The organism is Pseudarthrobacter sp. NPDC059871 (assembly GCF_042731175.1).
Classification (GTDB): Bacteria; Actinomycetota; Actinomycetes; order Actinomycetales; family Micrococcaceae; genus Arthrobacter.
Window position 1 is genome coordinate 97,134 of sequence record NZ_JBHWJV010000015.1, and the last position, 19,404, is coordinate 116,537.

Below are 19,404 nucleotides of genomic sequence, written 5' to 3' on the forward strand. Positions count from 1 at the left end.
TTTTCATTGCCTTATCTGTTGGACCGGGCTACTGCTCCACCACCAGGAGCAGGTCTCCGCCCTGCACCTGCTCCACCGCAGAGATGGCGAGCCTGCCCACCTTGCCGCCCACCGGCGTCGTAATGGATGCTTCCATTTTCATCGCCTCGATGGTGGCAACGGTATCGCCGGGGTTCACGGTGTCACCGGCCTTCACGGTGATGGTGACCGCGCCCGCGAACGGAGCGGCAACGTGGCCGGGCTGTGCCGGGTCCGCCTTCTCGGCGGCCTTGACGTTGCTGACCACCGAGCGGTCACGCACCACGACCGGCCGGGACTGGCCGTTGAGCGTGCACATGACAGTACGCATGCCCTTTTCGTCGGGTTCGGAGACGGCTTCCAGGGAAGCGATCAGGCGAACACCGCGTTCAAGTTCGATCTCGTGCTCGGTGCCCTGCTGCAGCCCGTACAGGTAGTCGCGGGTGTCGAGGACGGAGATGTTGCCGTAGGTCTCCACGCTCTTCAGGTAGTCCTTGGTGGGACCGTCGAAGAGCAGCCGGTTCAGCGTGTGCTGGCGGGTCTTGGAGTCGGACTTGAGCGCGGCGCTGTCCTCGGCGCTGAGCTCGACGTCGCGGACCTTGATGCTGCGTCCCTGGAGGGCCTTGGTGCGGAAAGGCTCCGGCCAGCCTCCGGGAGGGTCGCCGAGTTCGCCGGACAGGAATCCGATCACGGAGTCGGGGATGTCGTAGTTCTGCGGGTTCGCCTCGAAGTCCGCAGGATCGGCATTGAGGCCCACCAGGTGCAGGGCAAGGTCGCCCACCACCTTGGAGGACGGGGTGACCTTGACCAGGTGGCCCAGGATCCGGTCGGCTGCCGTGTACATGTCCTCGATGGCTTCGAACCGCTCCCCCAGGCCCAGCGCAATGGCCTGTTGGCGGAGGTTGGAGAGCTGGCCACCGGGAATCTCGTGCTTGTACACCCGGCCGGTGGGGCCCGGAAGGCCCGATTCGAAGGGCGCGTACACCCGGCGGACTGCTTCCCAGTACGGTTCCAGGGAGCTGACGGCGTCCAGGCTGAGACCGGTCTCGCGCGGCGTGTGCGCCAGTGCTGCCACCAGTGCCGATGCCGACACCTGGCTGGTGGTGCCGGCCAGGGAGGCCGAAGCCACGTCCACGGCGTCCACACCGGCATCCACGGCAGCGAGCAGGGTAGCCAGCTGGCCGCCCGCCGTGTCATGGGTGTGCAGGTGGACGGGGACGTCAAAGCGTTCGCGGAGAGCGGCCACCAGCTTGGCGGCCGCGGAGGGCCGCAGCAGGCCGGCCATGTCCTTGATCGCCAGGATGTGGGCGCCGGCGTCGACGATCTTCTGGGCCAGTTCGAGGTAGTAGTCCAGCGTGTACAGCTTCTCCGCCGGGTCCAGAAGGTCGCCCGTGTAGCACAGGGCCACTTCGGCGACGGCCGTGCCGGTGGCGCGGACTGCCCGGATGGCGGGGGCCATCTGGTTGACGTCGTTCAGGGCGTCGAAGATCCGGAAGATGTCGATGCCGGTGGCCGCTGCCTCGTTGACGAAGGCTTCGGTGACTTCCTCGGGGTACGGGGTGTACCCGACGGTGTTGCGGCCGCGGAGGAGCATCTGGATGCAGACATTCGGCAGGGCTTCGCGAAGCGCTGCAAGGCGGTCCCACGGGTCTTCGCCGAGGAAGCGGAGGGCGACGTCATAGGTTGCCCCGCCCCAGGCTTCAACGGACAGCAGGTCCGGCATCAGGGCGCTGACGGCCGGTCCGGCAGCCACCAGGTCGCGGGTGCGGACCCGGGTGGCGAGCAGCGACTGGTGGGCATCGCGGAAGGTGGTGTCCGTGACGGCAACGGCGGTTTGCCCGCGCAGTGCCTTGGCGAAGCCTTCCGGTCCCAATTCTCGCAGTTTCTGGCGGGAACCCGGCGCTGCCTGCTGGCCCTTCACCGACGGGAGCTTCGCCGCGGGGTCCGAGTGGACGGTCAGTTCGCCGTTGGGCTTGTTGACCGTGACGTCGGCCAGCCACGTCAGCAGCTTGGTGCCGCGGTCAGCGGACACCCGTGCCTTGAGCAGCTGGGGGCGCTGGTCGATGAAGTTGGTGGCGACGTCACCGGCGATAAAGTCGGGGTCGTCCAGGACGGCCTGAAGGAAGGGGATGTTGGTGGAAACGCCGCGGATGCGGAACTCGGCAAGGGATCGGCGGGCGCGGGCCACAGCGGCGGGGTAGTCCCGGCCGCGGCAGGTGAGCTTGACCAGCATGGAGTCGAAGTGCGGGCTGATCTCGGCGCCGGAGTACACAGTTCCGCCGTCGAGCCGTACGCCGGCACCGCCTGCTGAGCGGTAGCCGGTGATCTTTCCGACGTCAGGCCGGAAGCCGTTGGACGGATCCTCGGTGGTGATGCGGCTCTGCAGGGCAGCGCCCTTGAGGTGGACGGTCTCCTGGGAGAGTCCCAGGTCAGCCAGGGTTTCGCCCGAGGCGATGCGCATCTGGGCCTGGACCAGGTCCACGTCCGTAACTTCCTCGGTGACCGTGTGCTCCACCTGGATGCGCGGGTTCATTTCAATGAAGACGTGCTGGCCGGCCCGCTCGCCTTCGGTGTCCACCAGGAACTCGACAGTGCCGGCGTTAACGTAGTTCAGCGCCTGCGCGAACTTGACGGCGTCCCGGTACAGGGCCTGGCGGATGTTTTCGTCCAGGTTGGGGGCGGGGGCGATCTCGATGACCTTCTGGTGCCGCCGCTGGATGGAACAGTCCCGCTCGAAGAGGTGCATCACGTTGCCCTCGGCGTCGGCGAGGATCTGCACCTCGATGTGGCGGGGGCGCAGGACGGCCTGCTCCAGGAACATGGTGGGGTCGCCGAAGGCGGCGTCCGCCTCCCGCATGGCCGATTTGAGTGCCTCGGGAAGTGCTTCACGGGTGTCCACCCGCCGCATGCCACGGCCGCCACCGCCAGCCACTGCCTTCGCAAAGATGGGGAAGCCGATCTCATCGGCGGCGGCAAGCAGTTCGTCCAGGTCCTTGGACGGCTCGCTGGACTTCAGCACCGGCACGCCGGCCGCGCGGGCCGCCTTCAGTGCCGCCACCTTGTTTCCGGCAAGTTCCAGGACTTCGGCCGGCGGACCAACGAAGGTGATGCCGGCTTCCTTGGCCGCGCGGGCCAGGTCCGGGTTTTCCGAGAGGAAGCCGTAGCCGGGGTAGATGGCGTCAGCGCCGGCCTCTTTGGCCACGCGCACCACCTCGGCGACGTCCAGGTATGCCCGGACGGGATGCCCTTCCTCGCCAATCAGGTACGCCTCGTCCGCTTTCTGCCGGTGGATCGAGTTTCGGTCCTCATGGGGAAAGACGGCAACGGTCTTTGCGCCCAGCTCGTAGCCGGCGCGGAAGGCCCTGATCGCGATTTCGCCGCGGTTGGCCACCAGAACTTTGGAAAACATACTTCTCCTGCATCATTGCGGGTGGATCGGTGAGTGGTCACAGTGTCTAGGACCCACAAGGACAAACACAAATCTTTGTGTCAGCCATCACAGATTTCCCCGTCATGTCCTGATCGGTTTGTGCCGGGCCGTCCTGATCAGACCCGCCTGCACCGCCAGTGCCATGCCGGGCGCCCATAAAGCAGGATTCACCGCGGCATCCACATATGATGAGTAGGGCGGCAGGACCGTCCGGCTTCGGTTCCGCCGGAGCAAACATTACCCCCAACACGGCATCCGGCGTTAGGTTTTGGTCTCTCAAGTGCAAGTAGTCAGCATCAGCAGCCTCAAGGGTGGAGTCGGCAAGACTTCCGTCACCACAGGATTGGCGTCTGCGGCGCTGGCCGCGGGAATCAAGACCCTCGTGGTGGACCTCGATCCCCACGCGGACGCAACCACGGCCCTGGGCGTGCAGCCCGGAGAGCAGCTTGATATCGGACGGATGCTCAAGAGCCCCCGCCGTGCCAAACTCGCCGAAAACGTGGTGCGGAGCACCTGGAGCGCCCGCGCCCACTCAAACGGTTCTGGCCCCGCTGTCCTGGATGTCGCCGTCGGCTCCGCCTATACGGGGATCTACGACCGTCCGGACCTTGGCCGGCGCGACCTTCGCCGGCTCACCGCGGTCCTGGCCGGTGCAGGCAACTACCAGCTGGTGCTGATCGACTGCCCGCCGTCGCTCAACGGCCTTACCCGGATGGCGTGGTCCGCCAGTGACAAGGTGGCCCTTGTGGCCGAACCCGGGCTCTTCTCGGTCGCGGGTACGGAGCGCACCATGCGCGCCATCCAGCTGTTCAGGCAGGAGTTCGCGCCCAACCTTTCACCGGCCGGCATCGTCGCCAACCGGGTGCGGACCGGATCCTCCGAGCACACCTACCGGCTGGCCGAGATGGAGTCGATGTTTGGTGAGCTGCTGCTGAGCCCACGGATCCCCGAGCAGGCCAACTGGCAGCAGATCCAGGGTGCAGCGCATCCGGTGCACCACTGGCCGGGCGACTCCGCCAAATCCGCCGCCGCCCTGTTCGATGAACTGCTGGCCAACCTGATGGCTGCAGGCAGCGGCCTCCGAAGCCGCGCGCGCTAAGGAATCTTAAATGAACAGGGGCTGCACTCCTCCGGGAGGAGTGCAGCCCCTGTTCGTTGGTCTGCAGATCAGCTGATCTTGCGTGCGGCCCGCCGCTTGCTGAGCTCGTCGTCAGGGAACGTCTGTTCGGCGGCGTGCTCGCTGGGCAGTGATGCCAGGCTGCCCTCCACCTCGCGCCATACGCGGCCCACCGCAATGCCGAAGACGCCCTGGCCGCCCTGGACGAGATCAATGACTTCGTCCGCGGAGGTGCATTCGTAAACGCTGGCGCCGTCACTCATCAGGGTGATCTGGGCAAGGTCTTCAACGCCGCGTTCACGCAGGTGCTCCACGGCGGAGCGGATCTGCTGGAGGGAGACCCCGGTATCAAGGAGCCGTTTGACCACCTTGAGGACCAGGATGTCGCGGAAGCCGTAGAGGCGCTGCGAGCCGGACCCGGCCGCGCCGCGTACGGCGGGCTCCACCAGTCCGGTCCGGGCCCAGTAATCGAGCTGCCGGTAAGTGATACCGGCCGCCTTGCACGCGGTGGGACCGCGGTAGCCGGCGTCCTCGTCCAGGACAGGGAGGTCTTCGGTAAAGAGGAGGCCCTGGGCACCGCTTACGGGCACGGTGGCACCGGCCGTGGGCTGCTTCAGCCCGCCTGCTTCACCTTTAGGACTCACCTGGATCCTCCTTGTCGTACGCTCCCGGGAACAACTGCAGCAGCGTGGGCATGAAGACCATGCATGTAATTCACGCGGGGCGCACTTTCCAGTGTGACTTGCGCGGCTGCCGTAAGCAATGGGAACTTGATACTTCGACGTTAGGCCCGGAGGGTCACAAGGTCAAAGACGCTGGCGCTTTGACGGGGCGTGTCGAAACTTTCAGCCTCAACTTTAACCTTAACGTGACCTAGCCGTCGAAATCTTCCGGCTCCACGTCATCGAGGAATTCACGGAACCTGCGCAGCTCGCGCTCCTCGTCCACCGTGGGGTTCGGCTCCGTGTCCTCGCCTTCGTCGTGCTCGGTGATGCGGACTCCGGCTTCGTCCATCACCGAGTCTGCGCACCAGATGCGGCACTTCGCCCGCAAGGCAATAGCGAGGGCGTCGGAAGCGCGCGAACTGACAGTGGTGCCGTTCTCGAACTGCAGCTGCCCGTAGAAGATGTTGTCCTCCACGGCAACAATGTTCACGCTGACCACCGAGTGGCCCAGCGATTCCACGACGTCAACCAGGAGATCGTGCGTCATGGGCCGGGGTGGAACCACGCCCTGCTGGGCCAAGGCGATGGCGCTGGCCTCCGGCGTTCCGATCCAGATGGGGACGTGGCGCTCCCCATGCATCTCGCGGAGCAACACCAGTGGCTGGTTGGACGGCAGTTCGATCCGAACGCCAACAATCTCGACTTCAATCATCAGATGTCCATGCGTGAGATGTGGTCCTGTACCAAAGCACGGTGCAGGGTGAGGCAGAGGTCGCTGATTTCGCGGGCTGCCTCAGCTGCACGCGCCTGGGATGCGGAGTCCTTGCGGGACGCCAGGGGTGCCACCGCGCGTTCCACGAGGCCGAACTCCCGTTCGGCCGCCGCCTGGAAGGGACGGAGGTGGCGTGGCTCAAGTCCATGGCCCTCGAGTTGAACGCAGGCACGCGCAACCTGGAGGGCATGTTCGTCGAACCGGCCATTGGTGTGGCTGATGAGACCGAAGTCCAGGAGGGACTTCAGGAGCGGGACGCTGGCGCCGGATTCTGTCCGCAGCTGCTCTTCGGTGAGCTTGCGGCCATGGTTCTGGAGTTCGGCAGCGAGTTCGTCGGACACGATCCGCGGTGAAACCACGACGCCGGGCGGCAGGTTTTCCGGACGCTCTCCCCTGTCGATGGCATCAAGGTAGTCCTTGATGACCTTCAGGGGGAGGTACTGATCCCGCTGCAGGGCAAGGACAAAACGAAGGCGTTCGACATCGCCGTCGGAGTACTGCCGGTAACCCGCCGGAGTGCGCCGGGGGTTGATGAGGCCCTTTTCCTCAAGGAACCGGATCTTCGACGCTGTCATGCCCGGGAAGTCGGCACTGAGCTGGGCGAGTACCTCGCCAATGTTCAGGACCTGGGGTCCCCGGCGTTCGGGTTGTGCCATTGCCACAGGCAGCGGTCCCCGGATCAGCCGCGGCCTGCAGCTGTGGCAGGGCTCAGGTAGAAGGTAAGGCGGAACTTGCCAATCTGGACTTCGCTGCCCGACTTGAGCTCCACAGCATCCACGCGGTCGTGGTTGACGTAGGTGCCGTTCAGGCTGTTCCGGTCCACCACTTCAAAGCTGCGTGCCGTCCGCCGGAATTCGACGTGGCGGCGGGAAACTGTGACGTCGTCGAGGAAAATGTCAGCGTCAGGGTGTCGGCCCGCCGTCGTAACGTCCGAGTCGAGGAGGAAGCGCGCTCCGGCGTTCGGTCCGCTGTGCGCTACGAGCAGCGCCGAACCTGCAGGCAGGGCCTCGACGGAGTTGCGCTCCTCAAGGGAGAGCTTGGGCGCGATGGTGGGCTCATCCCGGATGGGGGTGAGATGGATCGAGGTGGTCTCCGACGCCTTAGCCGCACCCGTGCCGTATTCCCCATCGGCAGGGTTCTGTGTGTGGCCAGCCATGGATTCCTCCTCTTCCCGCTGCCGCCCGTCAGGGCTGCAGCCAACGTTTGCCCGCCGGACCTTCCCGGCAGGTCCGGTTCCGGCTCCGCATCCGGCCGTTGACGTGCGAAGACGTTCGTGCCTGCGAGGCGGGCCGGACCGGCTTTACCGGTTAGCTTTAGCCTACCTGCTGTTCGTACTCGGATGCACTGAGCAACGAGTCAACAGCGTCTGCTTCGGCCAGTTTGACCTCGATCAGCCAGCCGTCGCCGTACGGATCAGTGTTGATGAGTGCGGAATCGGAGTCGAGTGACTCGTTGCGGGCCACAATTTCGCCCGAAACCGGCGCGTAGATGTCGCTGACGCTCTTGGTGGATTCGACTTCGCCCACCACTTCGTTGGCCGTAACCTTTGTACCCACTTCGGGCATCTGCGCGTACACAACATCCCCAAGGGCGTCCTGGGCAAAGTCGGTGATGCCCACGCGGACCACGCCGTCAGCGTTGGGGGCAGTGACCCACTCGTGCTCGGCGGTGTAGGACAGGTCTTCGGGAATGTTGCTCATTGGGGGCCTTTCGTAGGGCTGGACACCAAGGTCAGGAGGCGCGGAAACGAGCCGCCGCTGAAAGTATAGGCATATCTGCCGGGGCGTTCACGGGGGTGTCTGCGAAGATGGGACGCATGAGCGCGCTTCGTTGTGCCGGACTGAGCGGAGAGGGCGGGTAACCATGCCGGAGCTTCCTGAGGTGGCCGGCCTGGCCACCTTCCTGGACGGACAGCTGCGAGGCGCCGTCCTGACCAAACTGCAGGTTGTTTCCTTCGCGGTGCTCAAGACGGCGGATCCTCCCTTTAATGCGATTGAGGGCCGCACCGTGGCCGGAGTCCGCCGCTTTGGGAAGTTCATCAGCATCGACACCGATGGCATGTCCCTGGTGTTCCATCTGGCCCGCGCCGGCTGGCTCCGCTTCACGGACTCCCCCGCAGACAGCCAGTTGAAAATGGGCAAAGGGCTGATTGCCGTCCGCTGTGCTTTCTCCGGACCGGACGGGCCGCGCGGGTTCGACCTCACGGAGGCCGGTACCAAGAAGAGCCTTGCTGTGTACGTGGTGCGGGATCCGCAGGACGTACCCGGGATCGCCGCTCTGGGTCCGGATCCGTTCACGGAGGCGTTCGACGCCGGCATGCTGGCCGAGATCCTCGGGGCCAGTTCCCAGCAGATCAAAGGCCTCCTGCGCAGCCAGAGCGTGATCGCCGGCATTGGGAACGCCTACAGTGACGAAATCCTGCATGCGGCCCGCATTTCCCCGTTTGCAACCGCTAAATCCCTGGACCGGGAAACTGTCCAGGTGCTGTACGAGGCCATCCACGGCATTCTGGGCGAAGCACTGGCCGAAGCCCAGGGCAAACCTCCGAAGGATCTGAAGGACGTCAAGCGCAGCCATATGCGCGTTCACGCGCGCACGGGGTTGCCGTGCCCGGTCTGCGGGGACACCGTGCGGGAGGTGTCGTTCGCCGACACAGCGCTCCAGTACTGCCCCACGTGCCAGACCAAGGGCAAGATCCTTGCTGACCGCCGTACATCCAAGTTCCTGAAATAGCCGGCCCAAGAGGGAAGTGACGTTCGCGGCGGCTGGGCAGCGCCCGCGGCTGCGGGACATTTCAGGGCGGCGGAGCCGGGCATCGGCGTGCTACCCGCGGGTAGGCGGCCTACGGCCGCACCGGTTGCCGGAGAGACGCTGGAAACGCCTCACTCCCCCATGTTTGCAGGGATCGCAGGTAAGGGAGGCAAGTCCCTTCCCACGCCGGAAACACCTTAGTATCCTTGATGTCACGTCCCCCGAATGCACATATCCAGGCGGACGGAAACTGGTTACATGAGGGTCCAGACACAGGCGCTCACTTCCCACACAAAGTGCCCCTCTGGGCCTTTTGCATGTGTTCAGTCATCACTGAAGCGCCCCCTCAACCGTGAACCGGGGGAAACAGGTTCACGCGCTGGGCCGGCGCCCGCACCCTCAAGCCGAAGCTTCCATACTCACGCGACAGGCTTGAGTGACAACCGCAGACAGGCGAGTCGACAACGACGTGGACCGCGCCCATATGACGGCCCGTGCCTGCCCATTCTGCCTGCTTGCCTGCTCCTGCGGGGTATCGATCCATTCGATCACCTGAGGAAAATGTCATGAAGAGAACAGCACGTTTTTTGAGTTCGACTGTCCTGGTGGCAGGACTCACGCTCGGCGGCTCGGCAACTGCCGCTTTCGCCAACAGCAACGACAAGGTCAGCGACCACAACTCGTCCTATTCCAGGACGTACGACAAGGACCGGCACGACCGCAGCGACCGTGACCGCGACCACCGCGATCACCGGTACCTGTTCATCTGTTTCGACCGCCGCGGCCACCACTGGTTTGAGTGGGGCGACAGGTACGACAACAGGAGGAATTGCTACGTGATCCGCGTGCGGTACTGATCCGTCAGTGCATCAATTAGCGCTTGCGGGCGTTAAAGCGAAAGGGCCGCTTTCCGGAGTTGTTCCGGAAAGCGGCCCTTCATGGTCGGGCTGACAGGATTTGAACCTGCGACCCCTTGACCCCCAGTCAAGTGCGCTACCAAGCTGCGCTACAGCCCGCTGGTTCCGCCGTTCTCCGCTGCAGGTTATCCCGGATTTCTCCGAAGATTTCCATCAGCAGTCCGGCCGAACCACCTAGAAGAGCTTACACGATCGAAAGGGGTGCTTATGACACTTTCCGGGAATCAGGCCCGGACGTGTCGGAGTCAACACCCGCGCTAGCGCTTCTTGCCGCGTTTTTCGCGGACGCGCATGTTGACCTCAATGGGCGTGCCTTCGAAGCCGAAGGTTTCCCGAAGCCGGCGCGTGATGAATCGGCGGTACCCGGGATCGAGGAAGCCGGTGGTGAAGAGCACGAACTTCGGCGGCCGGCTGGAGGCCTGGGTACCAAAGAGGATGCGCGGCTGCTTGCCGCCCCTGACGGGGTGCGGGTGGGCAGCCACCAGTTCGCCGAGGAAGGCGTTCAGGCGGCCGGTGGGGATGCGCCTGTCCCAGTTTTCCAGGGCAAGGTCCAGTGCGGGGACCAGACGGTCCTTGTGCCATCCGGTCTTGGCCGAGATGTTAACGCGCGGGGCCCATTCGACGTGCGCCAGGTCCTGTTCGATTTCGCGTTCCAGGTAGCGGCGGCGTTCGTCGTCGAGGAGGTCCCACTTGTTGAAGGCCAGCACCAGGGCACGGCCCGACTCGATGGCCAGCTGAAGGATACGGACGTCCTGCTCGCTGAGGACCTCGTCCACGGCGAGGAGCACGACGGCGACCTCCGCCTTCTCAAGGGCAGCCTGCGTCCGCAGCGAGGCATAGTAGTCAGCGCCCTGCGCCATGTGCTGGCGGCGGCGGATACCTGCAGTGTCCACGAAGCGCCAGGTGCGGTCGCCAAGTTCAATGAACTCGTCCACGGGGTCCCGGGTAGTGCCGGCGGTGTTGTCCACCACCACGCGTTCGGTTCCCGCGAGCTTGTTCAACAGTGAGGATTTCCCCACGTTGGGGCGGCCGATCAGCGCGATGCGGCGGGGACCGCCGGAACGCTCCACGCCTTCAACGGTGGAAAACTCGGGCAGCACATCCATGACGTGGTCCAGGAGGTCAGCGACGCCGCGGCCGTGCAGGGCGGAGACCGGGTACGGCTCGCCGAAACCAAGGCCCCACAGTGCGGCGCTGTCGGCTTCCTGGGCGAAGTCGTCCACCTTGTTGGCCACCATGATGACCGGCTTCTTGCTGCGGCGGAGCATCTTCATGACGCCTTCATCCGTGGCGGTGGCGCCGACGGCGGAATCGACCACGAAGAGGACGGCGTCGGCGAGTTCCACGGCCATCTCGGCCTGCTCGGCGACCCGTGCGTGGATGCCACGGGCGTCGTGTTCCCACCCGCCGGTGTCCACGAGGGTGAAGTTCCGGCCGTTCCAGCTGGCCGAGTACATGACGCGGTCGCGGGTGACGCCGGGGGTATCCTCCACCACTGCTTCGCGGCGGCCGAGGATGCGGTTCACCAGCGTGGACTTGCCCACATTGGGCCGGCCGATGATGGCCAGGACAGGATCCAGCTTGACGGGACCGTCCAGGTCATCGTCGCCGTATTCGCCGCTGAGCAGGGCGGCATCTTCCTCATCCAGCTCGTAATCCTCCAGGCCTGCCCGGAGGGAGGCAGCACGGAGCTCGGCTTCGTCGTCGCCGATCGCCGCTAGCCGCTCGGCCACCTGGTCGGTGCCGGAAGGCGTGTACTCGTACTCGGCGGAGCCGGAATGCCCGGATGTCTGCGTGGTGTCGCTCATTGCACTGTCCTTAGTGGTCATCTGCCGGCGTCCCGGCTACTGCTGTTAAGTCTTGGGGAGCATCAGCGAACGGCAACGGCTGCCCACTGAGCTGAATGGCGTCGCGGACGTGCCCGGCCAGCGCTGCGCGGATTTCCTGCGCCGCCCTGTCCATTGAAGCACGGCCTGTTTCCCCTGCCCTGCGGGTCAGGGTCAGGGCGGGGCCGAAGGCCACATGGAACCGGCGGCCCGGCCGGGGCACGGAGTCGAGGTGTTCCCCACCAACACGCGTGCCCAGGATGGCCACCGGCACCACAGGTGCGCCGGAATTGAGGGCAAGCCAGGCAACGCCGCCGCTGATCCCCGCGGCGTCCCCGCTCCCCCGCGTACCTTCGGGCAGGATCCCGACGCAACGCCCGGCGTCGAGCACGTCCTTGGACCGTTGCAGCGCGGCGCGGTCGCCGCGGCGGTCCACCGGCAATTGCCCGGAGGCGGCAAGGACACGGCCAAGGAATCCCTTGAACATCTCCTGCTTCACCAGGATGTGCATGGGCCGCGGCGCGGCCCCGAACATGACCGGTCCGTCCAGGTAGCTGATGTGGTTGCCGGCAAAGATCACCGGGCCGCCGGTGGGCACGTTGTCCCGGCCGGTCACGGCGGTGCGGTAGACGAGATGGTCAAGGATCCAGCCGACAGGCCGGCTCCAGGCCATGGTCCAGCCCCCGGGTGCCCCGGTGGTGCCCTCAGTCACGGTTGAGGACCTTGGTGACAATCACCAGTGCGGCATCCACGGTCTGCTCAAAGTCCAGGTCCGAGGAGTCAAGCGTCACCACGCCGGAAGCAGCCTGGGTGAAGTTCACCACGGCTGAGTCCTTGGCGTCGCGGTGCGTGACCTGGGCTGCCAGTTCCTCGGCGTTTTGCGTCCCGCCGAGCTGGAGACCGCGCCGGCGCAGCCGTGCTTCCTCGCTGGCAGTCAGCAGCATGCGCACCTCAGCACCGGGGGCGACGACGGTGGTAATGTCCCGGCCCTCCACCACCATGCGGCGGTGGTGCTTTTCGATCAGGTCGCGCTGGCGGCGGATCAGTTCGGTCCGTGCACCCAAGGTGGTGGCCACCGCGCTGACGGCGGAGGAGATGACGGGTTCGCGGATGGCATCAGTGACGTCCACGCCGTCCACCCTGACATATTCCTCGTTGGGGCTGGTGCTGACTTCCAGCACCAGGTCCCGCGAGGCCTGTTCCACGGCTGCGGCATCCTCCAGGTCTATGCCGGTGGTGACACAGTGCCAGGTGAGGGCCCGGTACATCGCCCCGGTATCCAGGTAGGCAATCCGCAGCCTCCGGGCCACTTCCTTGCTGACGCTGGATTTACCGGAACCGGAGGGGCCGTCGATGGCAACAACGAGCGGCCGGCCGATGCGCAGGGCGCGCACGGATTCGAGGAGTTCTTGTGTCATTACTGAAGTACCCGCCATCCGCGGTCGTTGAGGGCTTCGATCAGGTGGTCGTGCTTATTGGGCAGCACTGATATTTCCACCATACCGACGTTCTGTCCGGAGGAATGGTCAAGCCGCAGGTCTTCCAGGTTCACGCCGATCTCGCCAATCTCCGTGAGCAGCTGCGCAATCTGGCCGGGCCGGTCGTCCACCAGCACGGTAAGCCAGGAATACGCCTGCGGCGGTCCGCCATGCTTGCCGGGGATCCGGGCCTGGCCGGCATTGCCCTCGCTCATCAGCTGAGCGAGGTCCAGCCTCGCCCCCGGTGCGGTGGGGTTTTCCAGTGTTCCGATCAGGCGGTTCAGGTCTTCCCGGACGCCGTAGAGGATGTCCACTACCTTGCCGGCGTTACCGCCCAAAATCTGCACCCACAGAGTGGGATCGCTGGCAGCGATCCTGGTGACGTCGCGCAGCCCGTTCCCGGCAAGGGACAACGCATGGAGCGGTGTCCCCTGCAGCCGGCTGGCCAGCAAGGATGACATCACCTGGGGCAGATGGGAAACGAGAGCTACAGCTTCGTCGTGCTCGTCCGGAGTGAACTGTGAAACGACCGCACCCAGGTCCGTTGCGAGCGAACGCGCAATCTGCAGGGCTGCTGCGGAGGTTTCCTCCGAGGGGCACACCACCCATGGCATGGACGTGAAAAGCTCACCGCGGGCTGCAACCGGTCCGGACTTTTCGCGTCCGGCCATGGGGTGCGTTCCCACATAGCGGGCCAGGTCCGTGCCGCTGCTCCGAAGGCTCGACAGGATGCCTGCCTTGACGCTGGCGATGTCCACCACCACGGCGTCCGGGTAATCGGACAGCGCGGTGGTGACCACCCCGGCCGTGACATCCGGCGGTGCCGCCACCACTACCAGCTGCGGTGCAGCGCCGGCCAGCTCTGTGAGAGGCCGGCCAGCGCCGATGTCAACAGCCACCGCCTGGTTGGTGGGCGAAGGGTCGGACAGGAAAACGGGTACGCCGCGGCCCCTCAAGCCCAGGCCGATGCTCGTCCCCAGCAATCCGGTGCCGATCACGACGACAGGCCCGTCCAGGTGCCCGCGGCCGTGGCTCTTGAACGCGGACATGCCTCAGAGTCCTACGGACGCCAGCAGGTGGCCGACTTCCTGCTTGCCGAGGTTGCGGATGCTGCCCTGGCGCTGGTCGCCCAAACCGATGGGTCCCACCTTGACGCGGACCAGCCGCTGCACCGGGAAACCGACGGCATCGAACATGCGGCGGACGATGCGGTTCTTGCCCGAGTGCAGCACCACTTCGATCAGCACGTGCCCGGGAGTGGAGTCCACCAAGCGGAAGGAGTCCACGGCTGCCGGCCCGTCTTCGAGTTCCACACCGGCTTTCAGCTGCGCGCCGATTCCCTGCGGGAAGGGGCCGCGCACCTGGACCAGGTAGGTCTTGGGGACTTCGTAGGAAGGGTGGGTGAGGCGGTTGGCCAGTTCGCCGTCGTTTGTCAGGAGCAGCAGCCCCTCGGTGGCGACGTCGAGGCGGCCCACATGGAACAACCGCTCACCGGTGTTCTTGTTGTTCTTGAGGAAGTCGCTGATGCACGGCCGGCCATCGGGATCCTCCATCGTGGACACAACGCCCTTGGGCTTGTTGAACACCATGTAGACGAGGTTTTCATCCAGCTGAATGCGCAGCCCGTCCACGTGGATGACCGCCGTAGTGGGATCGATGCGGACCCCAAGCTCGGTCACTACCTGGCCGTCCACCTCGACCCGGCCTTCAGCAATCATCTCTTCGCAGACGCGCCGGGACGCAACTCCTGCGGAGGCCATGACTTTTTGCAGGCGTACGCCGTCGGCGTCGTGCAGCTCAGACTGGGGAACGTCGGTGCGGGGGCGCTTCTTGCGGCCCGGCTTCCGGACCGGCCCGAGGTTCTGCCCGAAGCGTTCGCTGCCGAAGGCGCGGGAGGCCGCTGCGCCGGGAGCACCCGTGCGGGGCTTGGGCTTCAGGGCACCCGGGGTTCCCGGAGCTTTCTTGGCGCCCGGCTTGCGGGCGGCAGGCTTCCGGGAAGAAGGCTTGCTGGACCGCTCCGGCGCGCCACCTTGCTGGGAACCGGCCAGATCCGGGTCGATGAACCGTTCTTCGCGCGGTTTGGGGGCGCGGTGCGGGCGGTCGCTGCCGAAGCCCTGGCCGCGCTGGCCGCCGCCGGCGGAACCTCCGCTGAATCCTCCGCCGGCAGTCCCCCTGCGGGGGGTGTTGCCCTGCGGCTTGTTCCGGTCCGCGCCGCCGCGTCCGGAGCTGTTACGTGGTGAACCCTGGCGTCCCGCCTGTGTCATGACCCGTCCTCTGCTGTTTTGGCCGGCAAAGCTGTCCACGGACAACCCTAGCCAGCCGGGCAGAAACTATCTGCCCTGGTGGATATTCATCTGCAGGCCGGATTTTCCGGACCTACATTCTGTCGGCGTCGTAGAACTCCGCGATGCCTTCCAGCCCCGGGAGGTGCGGGGAAAGCTGCGGAAGCCCGGCCACAGAGCTGATTCCCATCCGTTCAAGGAAGTAGGAGGTGGTCCGGTAAAGGATGGCCCCGGACTCGGGATCCGTTCCCGCGTCCTCGATCAGCCCGCGTTGGGCAAGAGTCCGTACGACAGAGTCAACATTGACCCCGCGAATTGCAGACACCCGAGCCCGGGAAACGGGCTGCCGGTAAGCGATGACCGCCAGCGTTTCCAATGCCGCCTGCGTGAGCCTGGCAGTCTGCCCCTCGAGCACATACTTCCCGACGATGTCGGCGAAGTCCGGGCGGGAGTAGATCCGCCAGCCACCGGCGATGTTCCGCAATTCAAAACCCCGGGGGCTGGAGCCAAAGCCAGGTGAACTGGCCTGCTCCTCATCCGGGGCGTTAACAGTATACCCGTTGTAATCAGCCTGAAGATCCGCCAGTAATTCCCGGACCTCCCCCAGCGTCAGTTCCAGTCCGGCCGCCAGTTCATCTTCGGTGGCCGGCTGGTCAACCACCATGAGCACGGCTTCAAGCGCGGCCTTGGCACCACCGGGCAGGTCGCGGAGCCCGGATCTGGCATCGTCATGGCCCTCGGGGCTGTCAGCGGTGTTCACGGTTGTTCCTCATATTCTTCGCTCAGGTTTTCCGCCGACCAGTCGCGCTCCCCTGCCGTCCAGTGGATGGCCAGGTCCGCAAGCGGTGACAGCTGGTCGAAGGCCACGGCCCTGTCCCGGTACAGCTCCAGGAGGGCCAGGAACCGTGCCACCACCACCAGCGTCGAATCGGCGTCTGCGGTCAGCGCCCTGAAGGTCAGGGGTGATTCCTGCTGCAGGCGAACACCCAGGATCTCCGCCTGTTCCTTGACGCTGACCGTGCCGCCATGCAGGTGCCCCAGGCCCACCTCAATTGGCTTCGGAGCCTTGGGCCGGAGGGCCGCGGCGGCGAGGGCGGCGAACTGCTCCGGGGTGTGCTTCCACACAAGTTCCGGAAGCATCGCGGCGAAATGCTCCTCGAGGGCCACCTGGCGGGGAAACCGACGGCCCTCCTCGTGGAGGGTACCGCCCAGAAGCCCTGCCACCTGCTTGAAGGCCTTGTACTGCAGCAGGCGGGCAAACAGGAGGTCCCTTGCCTCCAGGAGGGCGATGTCTTCGTCGCTCTCCACCTCGCCGGCGGGCAGCAGCCGGGCCGCCTTCAGGTCCAGCAGCGTGGCTGCGATGACCAGGAACTCACTGGCCTCGTCCAGCGCCCAGTCCTCGCCAAGTTCCTGCAGCTTGCGGATGTACTTGATGAACTCATCGGTGACTGTCGCAATGGCAACTTCGGTGATGTCGAGCTGGTGCTTGGCGATGAGTCCGAGAAGGAGGTCGAACGGGCCGGTGAAGTTGGCCAGCCGCACCTCAAAGCCGGGTTTGGATTCGGCCACGGCGTGGCTAGGGTGCGCCGCCGCGCGAAATGAGCTCCTTGGCGAGGCGGCGGTAGGCGTCCGCCCCCACGTGGGTGCCGGCGTAGCTGGTGATGGGCTCTGCGGCCACCGTGGCGTCCGCGAACTTGATGGAGCGCTTGATGACCGTTTCGAAAACCTTGTCCCCGAAAGCTTCCACCAGGCGGGTGATGACTTCCCGGCTGTGCAGGGTGCGGGCGTCATACATGGTGGCCAGCACGCCATCAACCTGAAGGCGCGGGTTGAGCCGGTCCTGGACCTTGTCGATGGTTTCGACCAGCAGCGCTACCGCGCGCAGGGCGAAGAATTCGCAGATCAGCGGGATGATGACGCCGTGGGCGGCGGTGAGGGCGTTGACTGTCAGCAGGCCGAGTGACGGCTGGCAGTCGATGAGGACGACGTCGTAATCGTCTTCGACCTTCTTCAGCGCACGGTCCAGGACCTGTTCGCGGGCTACCTCGTTGACCAGCTGCACTTCGGCAGCAGAGAGGTCGATGTTGGCAGGCAGCAGGTCCACGTTCTCCACGCCGGTGTGGTGGATGGCTTCGCGGATGTCCACCTTGCGGTCCATCAGGACGTTGTAGACCGTGAGGTCCAGTTCGTGGGGGTTGACGCCCAGGCCTGCCGACAACGCACCCTGGGGGTCGAAGTCCACCAGCAGGACGCGCCGACCGTATTCGGCGAGGGCTGCCGCGAGGTTGATGGTGGATGTGGTCTTCCCGACTCCGCCTTTTTGGTTGACCATGGCGATGACGCGCGCGGGCCCGTGGGAGGGCAGCGGCGCGGGTTCGGGGAACTCACGCAATGGGCGACCCGTAGGGCCCATCACCGCGTTGTCGAGGTCGAATTCCGTGCCTTCCAGAGTTGCCGCACCCTGTTCGCTGCTCACGTATCTGTCCACACTTTCGATGACGGTGACTTGCTTGCCGCTGGATCCCCAGCGCCGTTCCTTCCTCCCAAGGCTACAGCCGCCGACACGGCATTCCGGGTAACTTGACTTTCTTCGAATGTTGAGCCTTGACCCTCTAGTTGAGGTCGAAGGTTGAGGCTCCTGATACGCGAAACGGCCCCCGGAGCGTGCTCCGGGGGCCGTTTGACTGCAAGGCGGGGTTAGGCGCTGGCGGCAGCCTTCGCGCCTTCTTCCTTCGGCGCAAGCTCGCCGTGCCCGGCGATCATGGTCTGCTCGTCGAAGGGCAGCTCGCCGGAGAGGACCCGGGTGACCTGTCCGCCATCGATTTCCTTGACCCAGGTACCAATCAGGACCGTGGCAACAGCGTTGCCGGTGAAGTTGGTCAGTGCGCGGGCTTCGGACATGAAGCGGTCGATGCCGACGATCATGCCAACACCGCCCAGGAGTTCGGGCTTGTGGGCCTGCAGGCCTGCTGCGAGCGTTGCCAGGCCGGCGCCGGTGACGCCGGCTGCACCCTTGGACGCGATGATCATGAAGATCAGCAGGGAGATCTGGGCGCCCAGGTCCAGCGGGGTTCCCATGGCGTTGGCCACGAACAGGGAGGCCATGGTCAGGTAGATGGCCGTGCCGTCGAGGTTGAAGGAGTAGCCGGTGGGAACGGTGACGCCGACAACCGGCTTGGACACACCGAGGTGCTCCATCTTGGCAATCAGGCGGGGAAGCGCTGCTTCGGACGAGGACGTGGAGAAGATCAGCAGGTATTCGCGGCCCAGGTACTTCATCAGCTTGAAGATGTTGACGCCGGAGACCACCTGGAGGATGCCGCCAAGGATGACGACGATGAACAGTGCGCAGGTGATGTAGAACGCGATCATCAGGGTAAACATGCTGACGATGGCCTGGAAGCCGGTGGCGCCGACCACCGCTGCGATGGCACCAAAGGCGCCGACGGGTGCCAGCCACATGATCATGATCAGGATCCGGAAGACGAGCGCCTGTCCGTGTCCGATGGCCTTGAGGATGGGAGCTCCCGAGGGGCCCATCTTCTGCAGTGCGAAGCCGACCAGGATGGCTGCGAGCAGGGTGGGCAGCACGGGGATGTCGCCCGGAATGATGCCGAGCAGGAAGTCCACGGTGCTGTCAGTGGCGGCCTTCTTGTTGGGATCGTACGGCGTGAGCTTGAGTCCCTCGCCGGGGTGGATCAGGTTGCCCACCACGAGGCCGATGGCCAGGGCGAAGGTGGACATGACTATGAAGTAGCCCAGCGCCAGGCCGCCCACCTTGCCCACCGTTGCAGCTTTGGCAATGGAGCCGATACCCAGGACGATGGTGCAGAAGATCACCGGGGCGATCATCATCTTGATCAGCTTGATGAACCCGTCACCGAGGGGCTTGAGGGATTTGCCGACTTCCGGGAACAGCAGGCCCACCAGGGCGCCCAGGATAACGGCGGCAATAACGGCAATGTAGAGGTAATGCGACTTGTCGAGGCCTTTGCGCCGCGGCGCCGCGGTGTCCAGGGACTCTCCCCGTTGAGAAGCCATGATGTGTCTCCTTTGGATAATCTGATAGACGCTGCGGCACAGTCACTGGGCTCACACGTCCTGCGGTGTGATATCCATCATTGGCCACACAGTGATCCAGCTCACCG

General features: G+C 65.2%; 18 protein-coding genes and 1 tRNA gene. 3 read left to right on the forward strand and 16 right to left on the reverse strand.

From position 1 onward, the window contains the following. Positions 1–28: 28 nt before the first annotated feature. On the reverse strand, positions 29–3,427 hold the full coding sequence (locus ACFV4R_RS18700; RefSeq protein WP_377203786.1) for a pyruvate carboxylase: 3,399 nt from the start codon (positions 3,425–3,427) through the stop codon (positions 29–31). Between the two features lie 301 nt (positions 3,428–3,728). On the opposite strand from ACFV4R_RS18700, the gene ACFV4R_RS18705 reads away from it, so the two are divergent. Continuing rightward, positions 3,729–4,547 (forward strand): ParA family protein, encoded by an 819-nt coding sequence (locus ACFV4R_RS18705; protein ID WP_377203785.1) that lies wholly within the window; start codon positions 3,729–3,731, stop codon positions 4,545–4,547. A gap of 68 nt (positions 4,548–4,615) precedes the next feature. Here the strand turns inward: ACFV4R_RS18705 and ACFV4R_RS18710 are convergent, their stop codons facing one another. The 5 genes from ACFV4R_RS18710 to gcvH form a co-directional block, all read right to left on the reverse strand. After that, entirely contained in the window at positions 4,616–5,209 is a 594-nt protein-coding gene (locus ACFV4R_RS18710) for a MerR family transcriptional regulator (protein ID WP_377203784.1), read from the reverse strand. A gap of 229 nt (positions 5,210–5,438) precedes the next feature. Beyond that, the gene (locus ACFV4R_RS18715; RefSeq protein ID WP_015936753.1) at positions 5,439–5,942 is read right to left on the reverse strand and encodes a bifunctional nuclease family protein; all 504 of its coding nucleotides are present in this window, start codon (positions 5,940–5,942) and stop codon (positions 5,439–5,441) included. After that, positions 5,942–6,658: a MerR family transcriptional regulator gene (locus ACFV4R_RS18720; protein ID WP_015936752.1), complete on the reverse strand. Its 717-nt coding sequence runs from the start codon at positions 6,656–6,658 to the stop codon at positions 5,942–5,944. The genes ACFV4R_RS18715 and ACFV4R_RS18720 overlap by 1 nt, the downstream gene beginning before the upstream one ends. A 23-nt stretch (positions 6,659–6,681) precedes the next feature. Next, entirely contained in the window at positions 6,682–7,158 is a 477-nt protein-coding gene (locus ACFV4R_RS18725; protein WP_015936751.1) for an FHA domain-containing protein, read from the reverse strand. A 157-nt stretch (positions 7,159–7,315) separates the two neighbouring features. Continuing rightward, positions 7,316–7,702 (reverse strand): glycine cleavage system protein GcvH, encoded by a 387-nt coding sequence (gcvH, locus tag ACFV4R_RS18730; RefSeq protein ID WP_015936750.1) that lies wholly within the window; start codon positions 7,700–7,702, stop codon positions 7,316–7,318. A 163-nt stretch (positions 7,703–7,865) separates the two neighbouring features. Here gcvH and ACFV4R_RS18735 point away from each other — a divergent pair, with 163 nt between their 5' ends. Beyond that, a complete protein-coding gene (locus ACFV4R_RS18735; RefSeq protein ID WP_377203783.1) occupies positions 7,866–8,735 on the forward strand; it encodes an Fpg/Nei family DNA glycosylase in 870 nt (289 codons plus the stop codon). A gap of 584 nt (positions 8,736–9,319) precedes the next feature. Next, entirely contained in the window at positions 9,320–9,610 is a 291-nt protein-coding gene (locus ACFV4R_RS18740) for a hypothetical protein (protein WP_377203782.1), read from the forward strand. 82 nt (positions 9,611–9,692) lie between these two features. Here the strand turns inward: ACFV4R_RS18740 and ACFV4R_RS18745 are convergent. The 10 genes from ACFV4R_RS18745 to ACFV4R_RS18790 form a co-directional block, all read right to left on the reverse strand. Beyond that, positions 9,693–9,769 (reverse strand) — tRNA-Pro (locus ACFV4R_RS18745). 158 nt (positions 9,770–9,927) lie between these two features. Beyond that, entirely contained in the window at positions 9,928–11,478 is a 1,551-nt protein-coding gene (gene der, locus ACFV4R_RS18750) for a ribosome biogenesis GTPase Der (protein WP_377203781.1), read from the reverse strand. Between the two features lie 10 nt (positions 11,479–11,488). Continuing rightward, on the reverse strand, positions 11,489–12,169 hold the full coding sequence (locus ACFV4R_RS18755; RefSeq protein WP_377203848.1) for a lysophospholipid acyltransferase family protein: 681 nt from the start codon (positions 12,167–12,169) through the stop codon (positions 11,489–11,491). 31 nt (positions 12,170–12,200) lie between these two features. Then, positions 12,201–12,914, reverse strand: coding sequence for a (d)CMP kinase (cmk, locus tag ACFV4R_RS18760; RefSeq protein WP_377203780.1), 714 nt, complete (start codon positions 12,912–12,914; stop codon positions 12,201–12,203). Beyond that, on the reverse strand, positions 12,914–14,023 hold the full coding sequence (locus ACFV4R_RS18765) for a prephenate dehydrogenase (protein WP_377203779.1): 1,110 nt from the start codon (positions 14,021–14,023) through the stop codon (positions 12,914–12,916). The genes cmk and ACFV4R_RS18765 overlap by 1 nt, the downstream gene beginning before the upstream one ends. A 3-nt stretch (positions 14,024–14,026) precedes the next feature. Continuing rightward, on the reverse strand, positions 14,027–15,238 hold the full coding sequence (locus ACFV4R_RS18770; RefSeq protein WP_377203778.1) for a pseudouridine synthase: 1,212 nt from the start codon (positions 15,236–15,238) through the stop codon (positions 14,027–14,029). 112 nt (positions 15,239–15,350) lie between these two features. After that, positions 15,351–16,016, reverse strand: a complete 666-nt coding sequence (locus ACFV4R_RS18775) for an SMC-Scp complex subunit ScpB (RefSeq protein ID WP_377203777.1) — start codon at positions 16,014–16,016, stop codon at positions 15,351–15,353. Further along, entirely contained in the window at positions 16,013–16,825 is an 813-nt protein-coding gene (locus ACFV4R_RS18780) for a segregation and condensation protein A (protein WP_377203776.1), read from the reverse strand. Before ACFV4R_RS18780 ends, ACFV4R_RS18775 begins: the two co-directional genes overlap by 4 nt. Positions 16,826–16,832: 7 nt before the next feature. After that, positions 16,833–17,732, reverse strand: coding sequence for a ParA family protein (locus ACFV4R_RS18785; RefSeq protein ID WP_045732436.1), 900 nt, complete (start codon positions 17,730–17,732; stop codon positions 16,833–16,835). A gap of 221 nt (positions 17,733–17,953) precedes the next feature. Next, on the reverse strand, positions 17,954–19,297 hold the full coding sequence (locus ACFV4R_RS18790) for a cation:dicarboxylate symporter family transporter (protein ID WP_268158178.1): 1,344 nt from the start codon (positions 19,295–19,297) through the stop codon (positions 17,954–17,956). Positions 19,298–19,404 lie beyond the last annotated feature (107 nt).

Excerpts from the sequence above, each read along its gene's own strand:
- ACFV4R_RS18700 (WP_377203786.1), bottom strand. The coding sequence starts at position 3,427 with ATGTTTTCCAAAGTTCTGGTGGCCAACCGCGGCGAAATCGCGATCAGG.
- ACFV4R_RS18715 (WP_015936753.1), bottom strand. The coding sequence starts at position 5,942 with ATGATTGAAGTCGAGATTGTTGGCGTTCGGATCGAACTGCCGTCCAAC.
- ACFV4R_RS18720 (WP_015936752.1), bottom strand. The coding sequence starts at position 6,658 with ATGGCACAACCCGAACGCCGGGGACCCCAGGTCCTGAACATTGGCGAG.
- ACFV4R_RS18725 (WP_015936751.1), bottom strand. The coding sequence starts at position 7,158 with ATGGCTGGCCACACACAGAACCCTGCCGATGGGGAATACGGCACGGGT.
- gcvH (WP_015936750.1), bottom strand. The coding sequence starts at position 7,702 with ATGAGCAACATTCCCGAAGACCTGTCCTACACCGCCGAGCACGAGTGG.
- ACFV4R_RS18735 (WP_377203783.1), top strand. The coding sequence starts at position 7,866 with ATGCCGGAGCTTCCTGAGGTGGCCGGCCTGGCCACCTTCCTGGACGGA.
- ACFV4R_RS18740 (WP_377203782.1), top strand. The coding sequence starts at position 9,320 with ATGAAGAGAACAGCACGTTTTTTGAGTTCGACTGTCCTGGTGGCAGGA.
- der (WP_377203781.1), bottom strand. The coding sequence starts at position 11,478 with ATGAGCGACACCACGCAGACATCCGGGCATTCCGGCTCCGCCGAGTAC.
- ACFV4R_RS18755 (WP_377203848.1), bottom strand. The coding sequence starts at position 12,169 with ATGGCCTGGAGCCGGCCTGTCGGCTGGATCCTTGACCATCTCGTCTAC.
- cmk (WP_377203780.1), bottom strand. The coding sequence starts at position 12,914 with ATGACACAAGAACTCCTCGAATCCGTGCGCGCCCTGCGCATCGGCCGG.
- ACFV4R_RS18765 (WP_377203779.1), bottom strand. The coding sequence starts at position 14,023 with ATGTCCGCGTTCAAGAGCCACGGCCGCGGGCACCTGGACGGGCCTGTC.
- ACFV4R_RS18770 (WP_377203778.1), bottom strand. The coding sequence starts at position 15,238 with ATGACACAGGCGGGACGCCAGGGTTCACCACGTAACAGCTCCGGACGC.
- ACFV4R_RS18790 (WP_268158178.1), bottom strand. The coding sequence starts at position 19,297 with ATGGCTTCTCAACGGGGAGAGTCCCTGGACACCGCGGCGCCGCGGCGC.